Genomic DNA, 16906 nt, shown 5'->3' on the forward strand with positions numbered 1-16906 from the left:
TTGCCCAAAAAAGGCTACCATTTGCAGCTTTTGCCCTTATAAGCTATAGTAAAATATAGGTTTAGTACCTATTTTACCCTTATCTATGTAAAGAGATAAATGGAGGTTTATCGTATGTTTTCTTTATATCGTACCTATTTTGCTCGTATTATATTAGTTGGTTTATGTGTACCATTTGTTGCGAGTGCAATCAATTATCAGCCAGCAGACTTACAAAACAATGCAATGGCGCAGCAGGCAAATGAACTTATAAAAAAAATAGAAAAAAGACACAAAAAATTAACTAAGCGTGCTGAACAATCACGTGAGGTGCTCAATAGTAAAGATTACGCATTTTCTCACATTACTCCCATTATTAGTCAATTTGAAGCACAAGAATTACAACTTGGTAACTTGATCAAAAGTCTAGGCGAGCCAGTGACCATGTTTGGTCATACGGGACTTGAATGGCTTTCAATACCGGTTACTGATAAGCAAGAAATTCAACGTCGTCAGATGGTGATACGTGCATTAGTACAAAATTCATCAGCATTTGATAAGTTACAAAATACACTTAAAGATATTAAAAAAGGTGAATTAGCATTGCTACGCTATTGGGATGAAGAAAGCAAATTCAATAAATATATTGCGGATAACTTCTGTTACAAAAAAAGTGTGAGTATCAGTAAAAAAATGCCTAAAATACCTGTCATAGGTGCTAATTTATGTAATAATAGTTCTGTTGCACTTGAAGGTTCGGCAGCAATACGATTATTGAATGTAGTGGTATCATTTTCTCTTTATACATATGCAATGCATTGCTTAGGTGAGATGTTTTGGCGTCCATATTCTCAATGGAATTTAGCAACGTTAGCAAAAGTCTCGATTCCTACAAAAGAAAACTTTGTTCGAACTGTAAAAAATATCGCATATTCTACTATTGAAGATCTAGTATATCCTTTTGATTGGCATCATAAATTACGTGAGCAAAATTCTCCTACCTATAGAGTTTATGATTTAGATGAGACAACAGGCGAGTTGGTGACCGATGCAAGTGGTACGCCGATACGGGTACCAAAAAATATTGATCAAATGGGAGTAAATCATTTTGCTCAAGCATGGATTGATGGTTCTGCAATGGATAGATTCAGATTAGGTTGCGATATGACAAATACATATACAAATAATCCATATCATGGCTATGCACTTGGTGCAGCATTATTAGCCGGCTATGCAGGAACATATTATAAGTTTGGATGGGGTTGGTTTAGAATTATCAGGTTAATGAAAGATGGTAACCAAGTTTTGGCTAAAATGCAAAAATTGCACAGATCAATGTCAGAAATTGCACACTTAATGCGCTCGCTTGATCAATTAGAACAGATCGTGTCTGCAATTCCAGCGTTACAGAATTCTGCAGCACAACAAAACTTGCACAAGTTGCTTGATAAAACAAGCTGGTCAGTAGACTTGCAAGAATTAATGGATGTGCTTGCTACCGGTACATTTGATAATCCTGATTCATGGATGTATTCACGTGGTCGTACACTCAAAGCACATAACTTATTGTTAAAAGTTAAAGATGAATTGGTTCCTGCATTGCAAGCAATTGCTGAGTTTGATGCGTATTTTACCGTAGCACAATTGTACAAATCGCATCAAGGTAAAAAGAATAGCTTTGCATTTGTAGAATTTGTAGAAAATAATACACCACAGATTTCTATTAATGGCTGTTGGACACCGCTTGTTGCTGCAGATCAAGCAGTTGCAAATAATGTTCGTTTGGGAGTAGGTAATCAGCCGTTACGCATGATGATTACCGGGCCAAACGGTGGTGGTAAGTCCACATTTCTAAAGTCACTTGGACATGCAGTTATGATGGCACAATCGTGGGGTATCGTACCGGCACAAGAGGCAAAGCTGACAATTTTTAGTGGATTGCGTACAAGTTTGGATCCGCGAGAAGATCTATCGCGAGGTATTTCAACTTTCATGGCGCAAAAAGAACGCATTGGGCTTTTGAAAGAATATGTACGTCAGAGTAATGCACAGAAAAAGATGTTAGTAATGCTTGATGAACCATTCCGTGGTACAACTGATGCGCAAACTGAAGAGCGTATTTGTGATTTTGGTAATCATGTTGCACGTTTGCCGCATACGGTAGTATGTATTGCAACACACGTGAAAAAACCAGTGGAGCTTGCGCAAGATAAAAGCTTTGCAAATTATCATGTAGAGATCCAAGATCTTGGTAATGGTAAATTTAAACGTCTGTTTACCATAAAGCCGGGTATTGCAACGCAATGGCTGAATAACCAGAAATGGGCTAGTCGGTTTGTTGATTGGTTAGATAACGAAATTCGAGAAAAAGCATCAAAACAACAAATTGCTGCATCATAATAATCAAGAATAAAGCAATAAATTTCTTAAAACTCAACCCTTACATTTGGTAATGCTTGGCGTATACGATCCTTGGTTGCTTGGTCAAGAGAATTGTTTTTCAAAAATAAAGCTTCCAAATTATTAAGGCCCATAAAAGTATTATCTTGGATTGAAGATATATGGTTGTTGTTTAATCCAAGTCCTTGTAGATTATTAAGCCCTGCAAACATAGTAGGTTTTAGTTCTGAAAGTTGGTTGCTGCTTAATGCAAGTGCTTGTAAATTATTAAGATCGGCAAATGTGTTATCTTGAATTGAAGATATATGGTTGTTATCAAGACCAAGTTGTTGTAGATTATTAAAACCCGCAAACATAGTGCGTTTTAGTTCTGAAAGTTGGTTGTTATTGAGGCCAAGTACTTGTAAGTTATTAAGATCGGCAAATGTGTTATCTTGGATTGAAGATATACTATTACTATTCAAACCAAGTTGTTGTAGATTATTAAGACCGGCAAACATAGTGCGTTTTAGTTCTGAAAGTTGGTTGCTGCTTAATGCAAGTGCTTGTAAATTATTAAGATCGGCAAATGTGTTATCTTGAATTGAAGATATATGGTTGTTATCAAGACCAAGTACTTGTAAGTTATTAAGATCGGCAAATGTGTTATCTTGGATTGAAGATATACTATTACTATTCAAACCAAGTTGTTGTAGATTATTAAGACCGGCAAACATAGTGCGTTTTAGTTCTGAAAGTTGGTTGCTGCTTAATGCAAGTGCTTGTAAATTATTAAGATCGGCAAATGTGTTATCTTGAATTGAAGATATATGGTTGTTATCAAGACCAAGTTGTTGTAGATTATTAAAACCCGCAAACATAGTGCGTTTTAGTTCTGAAAGTTGGTTGTTATTGAGGCCAAGTACTTGTAAGTTATTAAGATCGGCAAATGTGTTATCTTGGATTGAAGATATACTATTACTATTCAAACCAAGTTGTTGTAGATTATTAAGACCGGCAAACATAGTGCGTTTTAGTTCTGAAAGTTGGTTGCTGCTTAATGCAAGTGCTTGTAAATTATTAAGATCGGCAAATGTGTTATCTTGAATTGAAGATATATGGTTGTTATCAAGACCAAGTTGTTGTAGATTATTAAAACCCGCAAACATAGTGCGTTTTAGTTCTGAAAGTTGGTTGTTATTGAGGCCAAGTACTTGTAAGTTATTAAGATCGGCAAATGTGTTATCTTGGATTGAAGATATACTATTACTATTCAAACCAAGTGCTTGTAAGTTATCAAGACCGGCAAACATAGTACGTTTTAGTTCTGATAGTTGATTATTATCAAGACTAAGTGCTTGTAAGTTATCAAGACCCGCGAATGTATTATCTTGGATTGAAGATATCTGGTTGTTATCCAAAACAAGTGCTTGTAAGTTATCAAGATCGGCAAATGTGTTATTTTGGATTGAAGATATACTATTACTATTCAAACCAAGTGCTTGTAAGTTATTAAGACCTGCAAACATAGTACGTTTTAGTTCTGATAGTTGATTATTATCAAGACTAAGTGCTTGTAAGTTATCAAGACCCGCGAATGTATTATCTTGGATTGAAGATATCTGGTTGTCATCCAAAACAAGTGCTTGTAAGTTATCAAGACCCGCGAATGTATTATCTTGGATTGAAGATATCTGGTTGCCAGCTAGGGTTAGAGCTATTATATTTTGACGTACATGCGATGGTATCAAATGGAAACCAACAAGGTTTATTATATGTTGCTTTGAAAGGTTAAGTGCATTATTATTAACCAGTGGTGGTAACAAATTTAATACGACTAAGTCAGCTACACTGTACTCATCTATGTTTTTTTTCTCGAGATATAGTTGTATTATTTCTCTAACATCCGCAATAACCCCCAATTTTTGTGCATTTTCCAACGTATATTTTTTTTGTATCCATACTTTGGCCGTGGCTATTACAACCCACTGCAAACCAAGGAAGTGTGCTGCGTTCATAAAAGTACTTATTTGCACCGGTTCTTCTGCTTGGACTTGCAATTGTTGTTCTACTATTTTTTTAACTTGAGCCGGAATGTCTGTTGGTGAATATGTTGCAAAAAACTGAGGATCTTGTTTAAGTACAGGTGCATGATTATAGGTTTGTTCTACCACTTTGATTATGGTAACGAGAGTGAAAAAATCTATCAATTGTAATTGTATTGTTTCATCAATCGGTATTATACCTTTGGTTTTTGCAATATCTTGTGCAAGTTCAATCATGCCTTTGATTGTTGGGATTTTTTGTGCCGTTGTATAGGCAATCGTTATTTTTTTACCATTTTTGGTTTGTATGGTGACTGGTTGTTGAGGCCGTTCCTGTTTGAGCTCTTTTTCTATTTCAACCGCTTCTTGCTTGGTCATCTCTTTTTCAAGCCACTTGAGTTCTTCCATGGCAGTAGCTACAGATGTGGTAGCTAATAACCCAAGTATTAACCCTAATTTTTTCATAATTTTATCTCCTTAATTTATATTTATTATAGCTATTTAGATTTACAGATAGCAATATATGAAATGAAAAATCCTGTTTTTATAGGGATTAATTGGGTTGGTTGGGGTTTGGAGAAATCTTATGCATATCAATCTATTTAAAAACCGGGAAATCTGAACTATTACGATTGAATTTAACTATAATTCCTGAATACAAGGGAGAAGTCAAACTCAGATAAGGTATTTTCTCCCTGTTTTTAATCAATAACACTTAGAAAGAGGAGATTTTTTTATGCTCTTTTGTTTTATTGAAAAGGTTTTGTTACAGTAATATGCGATTAAAATAACAAATATTGGTAATATCCTTTAAATTTAGGGGCTTTATGATTTCTTTGCGTAGACAATGGCTAGTTTATGTTATTTGTTGTTTGATGATATTACCTTTTAATCTTTATACGTATGATCACCATACAGAGACATTAATAGCCACTATTCAGCAGCGGTATGAGCAAACAAGACAGCAGATAGCTAATGATGTATTGTTGAGTGTTCCTAATGAATTTGAGCATATTCAGCCTATTATAACATCATTTGAATGGCGGGAATTGCAAGTTGATAATCTAGTGAATAAACTCAACAAAACCGTGACTGCATTTGGCCAACAGGGCCTTAAATGGTTGTTATGCCCTATAACAGATAGTGCAGAAATCGAACGGCGCCAAACTATCATCAAAACACTGGTAGAAGATACTACGTTTTTTTCGCGTCTTGATATAGCTTTGCGTCATGTCAAGCAGGGGGAAGATGCATTGCTGTTGTATTGGGATCAAAAAAATCCATACCATGAACAAGTAAAAAAATTTTTTTATCGGTTATTGCCTAAAAAAATTAATAACGTGTTAAACAATAATAGGTATGCATTAGATTTTGGTTTTTTGTATACGGTATGTGTTGCTGCACGTATGTTGGTGCATGAACTTTGTCTGGGGGGAATTTACCAAGAGTTTAGCGATTTTGAACAGCAAGATATAGATCTCATGCGTGGATTAAAGCGGGGATTAGGAGCCCCGCTTGATATACATAATTGTGTAATGAATAAATTATATACTGGGCCTGCTAGTGTTCATAATTCAGATGGATCTATTAATTGGAAAAGATTATTACATGTTTCCATCAATGGTACGGCAAAAGATCGACATGGTGTACTATATGATTTGTTTGGGCAACGTACAATAGGCAGCATATTGGGTTGGTCATCGGCTGCATTTTCTGCGTTGTCTTATGATGTTTTTTGGTATTTATTGCTTGAATATGCGTGGGATGAAGTGAAAGAGCGTTCTACGATTATTAATGCTACACAAAGAACATTATCCAGTGTTGCCAGACTGATGCAAGGGCTCAAGGAGCTAGAAGCAGTAGTTGCGAGTAATGGAGTTCTGCGTGATTGTAAGGTGCATCGTCATTTGCAAGATATTATGAATATGCGTAATTGGTCAAACAAATTTAAGCAATTAATGGCATTATTATACTCATCTACATTTGATGCGTCAGGCTCATGGACTTATTCTCGTGGCAAAGTGTTGTGTGCGCATAAGTTGTTGCTGGAGATTCGACAAGAGCTTGTTCCTGCGCTCCAAGCAGTAGCACAATATGATGCGTATTTTTCAATTGCACAATTGTTTAAAGAACATCAAGGTCAAGAAACTGGATTTTGTTTTGTACAATTTGTAGAACACCCAACTCCGTATGTTGATATAGAAGCATGTTGGGAACCTTTAGTACCGGGACATGCAAAAATTACTAATGATATTCAGCTTGGTGTACATGGTATACCAATGTGTATGGTGATTACCGGTCCTAATGGCGGCGGAAAATCAACATTCTTAAAATCTCTTGGCCATGCCGTTATTATGGCACAATCCTGGGGTATAGTACCTGCACAATCCGCACGCATGACAATGTTCCATGGCATACGTACAAGTTTAGATCCTAAAGAGGATTTATCACAAGGTATTTCAACCTTTATGGCACAGAAAAAACGAATAAAAGAATTATATGATTATCTGACAAATACACATACAAATGACAAAATTTTGGCCATGTTGGATGAACCATTTCGTGGTACGACTGATTATCAATCAGCACAACGGATTTATGCATTTGGAAAGGATGTTACGAATTTTGATCATGCAATTGTATGCATAGCAACTCATGTACGCAAACCAATTGAGTTGGCACAAGAATATCCAGCAATTTTTGCAAATTATAACGTTATTATTGAAGAGCCTGAACAGGGTGAATTTATACGTACGTTTAAGCTTGCCCATGGTCCTGCCATGTGGTGGTTTGATGACCAAGCGTGTGCAAGTAGGTTTGTAGATTGGTTGGATATTCAAATGAGAAAGCAGGCTATGTTGCAGGAGTCCTGTGATTAGTTCACAGGATGAGTGGAGGGGGATAATCAATGCTTTTAAGATTGACTAATGCCTGTATTTTGGCTATCTTTATCAATCATGTAGTCTTTGAAAAATTGGTGTGCCGGGGTGGCGGAATTGGTAGACGCACGAGACTCAAAATCTCGCGGTAGTAATACTGTGCCGGTTCGAGTCCGGCCCTCGGCACCAGTCTACGCTTATCCGGATCTATAGACTTTGACGAGGCGGAGTTTGTCCTGAGTAACGACAGCGTATTGAAGGGACTGGCAGGCCATAGTCTGTTCATCCTGAACTAGGGACTATAAAATAAAAAAAGGCTTTAAAATTGACGTAGTCAAAAGAGTAGTACCATGTCAGATCAAAACTGTGTCTTTTGCAAAATAATTGTAAAGCAAATTCCTTCTAAAATCATTGCAGAAACAGATGATATTTTGGTGATTCAAGATATCGCGCCAAAGGCGCCCATTCATTATTTAATTATTCCTAAAAAACATATTTCTGATGTTCAATCGCTACAAGATGCAGATACAATTCTTGCTGGTAAGATATTATTAATGGCAAAAGAGCTCAGTAAAAAATTACCAGGATCTGGTGCATTCCGATTGATTATGAACAATGGCGCTGATGTTGGACAAAGTGTGTTTCATATGCATTGCCATTTTATTTCAGGCAAACATATGAGCGATTTTTAAGAAATACTATGCACGTATTATTCCTTTTTTTGTGTTTACTTTTTACAAATATAAATGTTCATACACTACTCGTCATAGGCCATCGTGGTGCCGCAGGATATCAACCAGAAAATACTTTGGCATCATTTGAGTATGCTATACAACTTGGTGTCGATATGATTGAGCTTGATGTGCACGTGTGTGCTTCGGGTGAGGTTGTAGTTATTCATGATCAAGAAGTTGATCGTACTACTAATGGTACTGGATTAGTGCAAGACATGACGCTGTATGCATTACAACAATTGAATGCTGGAAATGATGAGCACATTCCTACGCTCCAAGAAGTTCTTGATATGGTGAATCGAAGAGTCAAAGTAAATATTGAATTAAAGGGCAAAGGTACGGTTGAAAAAGTTGCAGCCATTATTCAAGACTATGTGAGCAATAAAGGTTGGCAATATGATGATTTCTTAATTAGTTCTTTTGATCATTTAGATGTTGGTCGGTTTAATATTATTTGTCCACAAGTTCCTATAGGTCCGTTATTTTACACACTTAAATTTGCGGATTGCAACCGTGCAATTGCACGCCTTTCTGCAGATATTGTTATTATTCAAGCAAATGAAGTTCATGCACAATTAGTTAATTACATTCATGCTTGTGGTAAGAAAATTTATGTTTTTACTAATGAAGAAAATCAAATAGTTTATCAGAAGTTGCTGGGAGTAGATGCTATATTTTCTGATTACCCAGACAGGACATTCAGTGAGATTGCAGAAAGTTATACTGCGTCAGGTTCAAATCCAGATTCTGGAGGAAATTGATCGCGCTGCTTGAATTCATCTTGATAAAACAGTGCAAGCCCAATAAACACTATGGCAGCTGAAACATAAAAGTGCCAGGTAATGATTTCACCCAAAAATAGCCAACCGTACAATGCAGTAAACAATGGTGATAAAAATCCTGCAAATGATAGGAATGTTGCAGAATATTTCTTGAGTAAAAAGCCATATAAATTATGACAAATGATGTTGCTAATTAAAATGACAGCGGTAAGTAAAATCAGAAATGGTTTTATATGGGTGACCAAAGGAGTGGCAGTGATAGTTTCAGTGGCAAAAGAAGTGCCTAGCGCAAGCATGCCGCCACATGTCATAGAAATGCCATTAACCATCATAGGTGAGTAGCTTTTATCTTTAACTAATTTACGCACAACAATCCAACTATAACTATGTAATATTACAGCACCGATAATGGCAAGTTCTGGCCAAGAAATAAATGCAAATTCACCCAAAACTTGTTCTGATGCTGAGCTGCTCATAATTACAGGAAGAAGTCCAATAAATCCAATCATAAGGCCGAGCCATTGTTTTTTTGTAATGCGTTCATTAAAAAATAAGTATGAATAATATGAAGAAAGGAAGGGAGACAAATTATAAATAAATGCTGCCTTAAATGACGGCATATGCTTGAGGCCCCAGAATCGCAATAGGTAAGAAATGTAAATACCAAACAAAATTATTTGTAAAAATAACCAGAGATGTTTCTTTTTGACTTTGAACTTTTCTCTAGGACTGAAATATTGATAAGCAAGTAAAATTATACCGGCAATCACCATGCGGGTACCGACTAAAAATGTCGGTGTTGTATATTGTAAAATTGCTTTGCTTAAAGAAAATGAACTTGCAAATAGTGCATAAAGAAGCACGATTAAAAGCATAGGACCACCTATCTGCCTGAACTTTGTCAAATATTTTATTATTATAGTAAATTTTTAATTATATTTAGTTATACACAAAATACAACAAGACATAAAGAGTTTAGAGTAGTTTTGTCTGTATTCTTGCACTTTGCGGCTCTTATGGTACATTCAGCTCACGACTACCCACACTTTTTTGAGGGCCTATCCATGAATATATCTACATTAATTGTCAGTTGTATCTTATCTATTTTTTCTACGGCTGTTATGAGCTATATAGCCATGGCTACTGCTATAGGCCCATGGATTACACCTACGGTGGTACTGTGTGCAATTTTGTTATTATCTTTAGTGCCAGGTAGTTTGTGTATACAAAATATTGGTTTTGTAACAGTAGCAAGTTCTATTGGTGGCATTTTGGCTACCGCACTTGGATTTTCATTACCGACATTGTACTTTCTTGATCCTTTACTTTTTGATACATGGTTAGCAGCACCATATTACTTTGTGACAGTTACGGTTGTGCTTTCATTGAGCAGTGGCTGGCTTGGCATGTGGATTGCTAATGTAGCAGAGCAAAAATTGATTGATGAAGAAAAATTATCATTTCCAGTAGGTGAGCTTGCATATAGTATGATTACTGCTGCTAGCAATCAAATTCGCAAGGCATATGAGCTTGGGGTAGGATTTGTGAGTACTTTTGTTTTTTGTATTTTGCAACATGGCATTGGCTTATTTCAAAGTTTGATTCCAAAAACCTGCACCATATTTGGTCCGGTGAGCTTGGGGTATGTGTGTATCCCGATCGTACGGCTTGATTTATTTCCCTTATTTTGGGCAGTAGGGTTTGTGACTGGGCATATGGTAGTTATTCCACTGGTGGTAGGTGTACTTGCAAAAATTTTTTTGCTAGAGCCATTAAATAAAATATGGTTTGCTCATTTGACGTCAGTTGAATTTGTCTTGGCTTTTTGTAGTGGTATGGTACTTTCTGGTGCATTTACTGGTTTTTCAAAGTTACCCAAACAGCTGTGGCAAGGATTAATTACATTACGTACCAGTATGGGTACTCGGTATATGCAAGGTACTAATGGAATGTATAATAAATTACTTGAATTTTTTTTAGTAATTATTTTTTGTGTAGGTGTTTTGACATATTTTAACTTTTCATATATTTCTCAAGCGTATTTACTTGTATTTACAGGGATTTGTGCGTATCAGATTGCGGCGATTGCGGGTAAAATTGGTCTTGCATTACTTGGTCGCTATGCAACTTTTGTGTTAGTGCCGGGTATGTTAGTTTTTGGTTATGATGCAATACAAATCATGATAGTTTCTACATTTGTCCAAATTGCAGGTGGAGTTGCAACCGACGTATTATTTGGACGTAAAATTGGACAGTTGGCTCACATGGATCACGTTACTCTCAAAAAATATCAGTATCTTGGACTTTTAGTCAGTTCTGTAGCAGCGGGGATTGCAATGTGGCTGTTGATTAATCATTTTCATCTGGGATCTGACCAGTTATTTGCACCCAAAGCGCAGGCACGCCAATTATTGGTACAAGCAAAGCAATTTGACTATTGGGTTTTATTGTTAGGAGCATTGTTTGGCTACTTGCTTGATACAATCAAAGTCAGTTCAACTCTTGTATTCGGTGGTTTATTAATGCCAGTTAACTTGGTTCTAGGTCTGGTTGTGGGTGGACTTTCGACCTGGTTGACTAAAGATAAAGAAGCTTGGTACCCATTCTGGTCGGGAGTATTTGCGGCGAATTCCATCTGGATGATTCTGCAAGCTCTTATATAAAGTACTTTGTTAGATAATTAGATAAAATATATTGTTATTATGATGGGCGTGAATTTGGTCCGCGTTATATTTTAGTAGTAGAAATATTATCCCGAGCTATTTGCATCGATAGTAGTTATGAAGCTTTATTTTGCCAGATGAGAAACCCTTCAATAAAATCCATGATATCTCCATCGAGAACTAGATCTGGTTGTGGTGATTCAATATCTGTGCGATGGTCTTTGACCATTTTATATGGATGTAATACATACGAACGTATTTGTGATCCCCATTCAATTTTTTTCTTTACTACACCTGCAGAGAGTTTTGCCTCTTGATCATCTTTTAGTTTTTGAGCCACTTTAGCAGTTAACATTTTCATAGCATTTGCTTTGTTTTGGCCTTGAGAACGTTCGTTCTGGCATTGTGCCACAAGACCGGTAGGCATATGAGTAATGCGTACTGCCGATTCTGTTTTATTGACATGTTGACCGCCGGCTCCACCTGCACGATATGTATCTATGCGTAGGTCGTTAGGGTCGATGTTTAATTCAATGTCAGGAACTTCAGGCGTGACTGTAATACTTGCAAAAGAGGTGTGCCTGCGTTTATTAGCATCAAATGGAGAGATGCGTACAAGGCGATGGACGCCATGCTCGCTTTTGAGAAAGCCATAAGCGCTTTTTCCTTGTATATATAAAGTAGCAGATTTGATGCCGGCTTCATCTGCTGGTTGATAATCTACTACTTGGACTGCTAGCTTTTCTCGTTCACAGAACCGAGAGTACATACGCAATAAGATATGTGCCCAATCTTGCGATTCAGTTCCACCAGCTCCCGCGTTGATACTTAAAAAACAATTGGAGTTATCTTCTGATTTGTTCAAAAGTAGTTCAATTTTAAGCTTTCCAATATCTTTGCATAATTTTTTGATATCGTAAGTGATTTTTTGTAGTTCTTGTTCATCTTGAGCAAACAGGTCAAGTAACTCATATAATTCAGCATGGGTACTTATAATGTATTGGTAGTGCTCACGTAGTGTTCTTATTTTTTGTAATTCTTTGGATATTGCTGCTTGCTCGGGGTGTTGCCAAAAATTTTCTTGAGTACTTTGAGTTTCAAGATTTGTAAACTGTTGTTCAAGGCCGGCATTTTGCCAATAGGTTTTAATGGTATTAATATCAGGCTCTATTTGCTTGAGCTGTTCTTTGAGTTCGTCTATAAGCATAATAATGTATTCCATCCAAAGGGTAAAAAATTATAAAATTCAGTATATATCAGGATATTTAGAAAAGACAGTTTTGCTATAGGAAGGGGCACTTTGAATGCCTTATAAAATATGCTAGTATAATATATAAGGAAAACAAACCATAGTTAGGGAACTCAGGTGGCCGGTAAAATATTTATTATTTCAGCGCCCTCGGGAGCGGGTAAAACTTCCTTAGTAACGACAGTTCTGCAGCGTATTAATCCTCCCTATAATATACAACTTACAAAAACATATACCTCTCGAGCGCCTCGCCCAGGGGAAGTACCTGGTAAAGATTATCATTTTATTTCACTTGATGAATTCCGCGCTAAGATAGAGCAAGGTTTTTTTATAGAGTGGAGTACAGCATATAATGCATATTATGGGTCTCCACGATGTATCTTTGAAACTGTTAATGAACAAAATACGTCTCACGTTCTGATTCTAGATAGGGTTGGGGCTCAAAAAGTTGTGGAACAGGTCTCGGGGGTAATTACTGTTTGGATCTACACCTCAGATATTAATACTCTTGAAGAACGCCTGGGAGGACGTCAGACCGAAACTCCTGAACAAATTTCTTATAGAATGCAACGCGCTCGACAAGAAATTAATCTCGAAATACAAAATCCTCTTTATGATTATCATCTTTTAAATGATAATTTTGAATTAGCGGCCAATCAACTGACTCAACTGTTTCTTAAAAAGCTAAAACAGTAAGAAAAGCCCGTAAATAAAGGGAAAAATGGCACTTCTGTCATGAAATTGTGAGGGTAAAAAGTGCCCAAGAGTGATGGGGGATTCAGGTTATTTTTGATTTAATTTAAAAAATTTTTTAAAAAATGTTGACAGTATAGTTTGAACAGTTATAATTTACCTATCTTCAAAGTTGAAAAACACGAAAAGATAAACAAAAAAAGAGAAAATTCTTTGAAATATATGAGAAAAGGTTAACGCGCCAACCGCCTTTATGGCGACCTTTATTTTTTAATTCTGAAATAGAATTTTTTAAATTCTGTGATGGAGAGTTTGATCCTGGCTCAGAATGAACGCTGGCGGCGTGCCTAACACATGCAAGTCGAGCGAGAAAGTCCCTTCGGGGATGAGTACAGCGGCGGACGGGTGAGTAATACGTGAGAATCTGCCCTTTAGTGAAGAATACCCTCGAGAAATCGAGGTTAATACTGCATACGTCCCTTCGGGGAGAAAGGCGGCTTTTATGCTGTCGCTAAAGGATGAGCTTACGTGCTATCAGCTAGTTGGTGAGGTAATGGCTCACCAAGGCTATGACGGCTAACCGGCCTGAGAGGGTGTACGGTCACACTGGAACTGAGACACGGTCCAGACTCCTACGGGAGGCAGCAGTGGGGAATATTGCGCAATGGGCGAAAGCCTGACGCAGCGACGCCGCGTGGAGGATGACGGTCTTCGGATTGTAAACTCCTGTTAAGCGGGAAGAAAGACCTTTCAATAATACTGAGGGGTTATGACGGTACCGCTAGAGAAAGCACCGGCTAACTTCGTGCCAGCAGCCGCGGTAATACGAGGGGTGCAAGCGTTATTCGGAATTATTGGGCGTAAAGGGTGCGCAAACGGTGTATCAAGTCTGTTGTTAAATTCTCTGGCTTAACCAGAGATTCGCGGCGGAAACTGATGCGCTAGAGGATGAGAGAGAGAAGTGGAATTCTTGGAGTAGCGGTAAAATGCGTAGATCTCAAGAGGAACACCGATGGCGAAGGCAGCTTCTTGGCTCATTCCTGACGTTGAGGCACGAAAGCGTGGGGAGCAAACAGGATTAGATACCCTGGTAGTCCACGCCGTAAACGATGATCACTAGATGTTAGCCTAGCCTAGCTAGGTTAGTATCGTAGCTAACGCGATAAGTGATTCGCCTGGGGAATACGATCGCAAGATTAAAACTTAAAGGAATTGACGGGGGTCCGCACAAGCGGTGGAACATGTGGTTTAATTCGACACTACGCGAGGAACCTTACCTGGACTTGACATGTATTTGACCGCCATAGAGATATGGCTTTCTAAACTTCGGTTTAGACAAATTCACAGGTGCTGCATGGCTGTCGTCAGCTCGTGTCGTGAGATGTTAGGTTAAGTCCTCTAACGAGCGCAACCCCTACTGCCAGTTGCTACTTGCTTTGCAAGGCACTCTGGTGGGACTGCCTGGGAAACCAGGAGGAAGGTGGGGATGACGTCAAGTCATCATGGTCCTTATGTCCAGGGCTACACACGTGTTACAATGGCCAGCACAAAGGGCTGCAATACCGCAAGGTGGAGCGAATCCCATAAAACTGGTCTAAGTTCGGATTGAGGTCTGCAATTCGACCTCATGAAGTTGAAATCGCTAGTAATCGCGTATCAGCAACGACGCGGTGAATACGTTCTCGGACCTTGTACACACCGCCCGTCACACCACGAGAGCTGTTTGTACCCAAAATTGTCTTAGCTAACCCGTAAGGGAGGCGGGCACCTAAGGTATGAGGAGTGATTGGGGTGAAGTCGTAACAAGGTAGCCGTAGGAGAACCTGCGGCTGGATCACCTCCTTTCGAGGGAGATATTAACATGCGAGATATGCTTCTGTATATCTTTGCATTATAGGTGTGAAAATGAAGGTTTCATAAAGGCGGCGCGCCTTTTTATATTGTTTTATATCTTATATTTAATATAAAAAGGCCAATTTGGCGAAGTGGGGGCCTATAGCTCAGTTGGTTAGAGCACCCCGCTGATAACGGGGAGGTCAGTCGTTCGAGTCGACTTAGGCCCACCAGTAAAATTGGATGGCCTAAGAAAAAAGAGCGCTAGATTCTCCCAGGTTATATTGTGAAGGGGGTGTAGCTCAGTTGGCAGAGCGTCCGTTTTGCACGCGGAAGGTCAGCGGTTCGAATCCGCTCACCTCCACCAATAACCAAGAAAATTCTCATATATAATTCATGATGTTGAGTAGTGATAAAAAAATTACTTGTGATCTTTGAAATATTTGTAAATTATACCAATTGTCAAGGGTAGCCTATAAATTTGTGATTAATTTAAAAGGGCGTTTGGTGGATGCCTTGACATCAAGAGGCGATGAAGGAGGCGGAAGGCTGCCATAAGCCTCGGGGAGCTGTCAATCAAGCTTTGATCCGAGGATTTCCGAATGGGGAAACCCACCTTGGTAAACCCAAGGTATTTTTGTCTGAATATATAGGGCAAAAAAGCAAACGATGCGAACTGAAACATCTCAGTAGTGTCAGGAAAAGAAAACAAAGTGATTCCCTAAGTAGTGGTGAGCGAACTGGGAAGAGCCTAAACCTGTATCATGTAAGCCTGTGCGCGTTGTGATATGGGGGTTGTGAGATATAAATGTTCAGAGAGTACAGTCTCTGAGTTGTATTAAATTATTTTAATTGAATTGATCTGGAAAGGTCAGCCAAAGAGAGTGACAGCCTCGTAAATAAAAATCTAATTTAAGCAATAATTTATATTCTCGAGTACCATGAAGCACGTGAAATTTCGTGGGAATCTGCCCGGACCATCGGGTAAGGCTAAATACTTCTTGATGATCGATAGTGAACAAGTACCGTGAGGGAAAGGTGAAAAGAACCCCGGAAGGGGAGTGAAATAGAAACTGAAACCAAATGTCTACAATCGGTGGAAGCGCTATATACGTATGCGCAACCACGTACCTTTTGCATAATGAGCCAACGAGTTATCTTTTGTTGCAAGGTTAAGTTTTGAAAGAACGGAGCCGTAGCGAAAGCGAGTCTGAATAGGGCGTTAGTAACAAGTGATAGACCCGAAACCTAGTGAGCTATCCATGTCTAGGATGAAGTTTCGGTAAAACGAGATGGAGGTCCGAACCGGTGTAGGTTGAAAACTGCTCGGATGAGGTGTGGATAGGGGTGAAAGGCCAATCAAACTCGGAAATAGCTGGTTCTCCCCGAAATGCATTTAGGTATAGCCTTGTTGGATTTGTTGTGGTGGTAAAGCACAGTTGGAATTGCGGGGGCGCAAGCTTACTGGATTCTTACTAACTCTGAATGCCATAACATTTGAAGACAGGAGACAGACTGTGAGGGATAAGCTTCATAGTCGAGAGGGAAAAAGCCCAGACCATCAGCTAAGGTCCCCAAGTATTCGTTAAGTGGTAAAAGAAGTGGAAATGCACTGACAGCCAGGAGGTTGGCTTAGAAGCAGCCATCCTTTAAAGAAAGCGTAACAGCTC

The 16906-nt window shown here is 38.4% G+C and carries 9 protein-coding genes, 3 tRNA genes and 2 rRNA genes; 11 read left to right on the forward strand and 3 right to left on the reverse strand.

The features are described 5' to 3' along the window. The first annotated feature begins 114 nt into the window (after positions 1–114). Complete coding sequence (locus PK943_05205) at positions 115–2379, forward strand: hypothetical protein (GenBank protein HRN78612.1); 2265 nt, start codon at positions 115–117, stop codon at positions 2377–2379. 26 nt (positions 2380–2405) lie between these two features. On the opposite strand, the gene PK943_05210 is transcribed toward PK943_05205, so the two are convergent. Next, the gene (locus PK943_05210) at positions 2406–4868 is read right to left on the reverse strand and encodes a leucine-rich repeat protein (protein HRN78613.1); all 2463 of its coding nucleotides are present in this window, start codon (positions 4866–4868) and stop codon (positions 2406–2408) included. A gap of 362 nt (positions 4869–5230) precedes the next feature. Between PK943_05210 and PK943_05215 the strand changes: the two genes are divergently transcribed. The 4 genes from PK943_05215 (at position 5231) to PK943_05230 (ending at position 8777) form a co-directional block, all read left to right on the forward strand. Further along, entirely contained in the window at positions 5231–7282 is a 2052-nt protein-coding gene (locus tag PK943_05215; GenBank protein HRN78614.1) for a hypothetical protein, read from the forward strand. Positions 7283–7384: 102 nt separating this feature from the next. Continuing rightward, a tRNA-Leu gene (locus tag PK943_05220) sits at positions 7385–7471 on the forward strand. Between the two features lie 161 nt (positions 7472–7632). Further along, a complete protein-coding gene (locus PK943_05225) occupies positions 7633–7974 on the forward strand; it encodes an HIT domain-containing protein (protein HRN78615.1) in 342 nt (113 codons plus the stop codon). An 8-nt stretch (positions 7975–7982) separates the two neighbouring features. Next, positions 7983–8777 carry a glycerophosphodiester phosphodiesterase family protein gene (locus tag PK943_05230; GenBank protein ID HRN78616.1) on the forward strand — a complete coding sequence of 265 codons (795 nt, stop codon included), beginning with the start codon at positions 7983–7985 and terminating at the stop codon, positions 8775–8777. Here the strand turns inward: PK943_05230 and PK943_05235 are convergent. Continuing rightward, a complete protein-coding gene (locus PK943_05235; protein HRN78617.1) occupies positions 8735–9673 on the reverse strand; it encodes a DMT family transporter in 939 nt (312 codons plus the stop codon). The genes PK943_05230 and PK943_05235 overlap by 43 nt on opposite strands. A gap of 189 nt (positions 9674–9862) precedes the next feature. On the opposite strand from PK943_05235, the gene PK943_05240 reads away from it, so the two are divergent. Continuing rightward, entirely contained in the window at positions 9863–11461 is a 1599-nt protein-coding gene (locus PK943_05240; protein HRN78618.1) for an OPT/YSL family transporter, read from the forward strand. Positions 11462–11576: 115 nt separating this feature from the next. Here the strand turns inward: PK943_05240 and prfB are convergent, their stop codons facing one another. Continuing rightward, the gene (prfB, locus tag PK943_05245) at positions 11577–12668 is read right to left on the reverse strand and encodes a peptide chain release factor 2 (GenBank protein ID HRN78619.1); all 1092 of its coding nucleotides are present in this window, start codon (positions 12666–12668) and stop codon (positions 11577–11579) included. Positions 12669–12827: 159 nt separating this feature from the next. Between prfB and gmk the strand changes: the two genes are divergently transcribed. The 5 genes from gmk to PK943_05270 form a co-directional block, all read left to right on the forward strand. Next, a complete protein-coding gene (gmk, locus tag PK943_05250) occupies positions 12828–13406 on the forward strand; it encodes a guanylate kinase (protein ID HRN78620.1) in 579 nt (192 codons plus the stop codon). 297 nt (positions 13407–13703) lie between these two features. After that, positions 13704–15248, forward strand: a 16S ribosomal RNA gene (locus PK943_05255). A 144-nt stretch (positions 15249–15392) separates the two neighbouring features. After that, positions 15393–15469: transfer RNA gene (locus PK943_05260), tRNA-Ile, on the forward strand. Between the two features lie 58 nt (positions 15470–15527). Continuing rightward, positions 15528–15603, forward strand: a tRNA-Ala gene (locus PK943_05265). Positions 15604–15720: 117 nt separating this feature from the next. Further along, positions 15721–16906, forward strand: a 23S ribosomal RNA gene (locus PK943_05270); the annotation flags it as partial.

It is taken from the genome of Candidatus Dependentiae bacterium, assembly GCA_035445995.1.
Lineage (GTDB): Bacteria > Babelota > Babeliae > Babelales > Vermiphilaceae > DAOMRS01.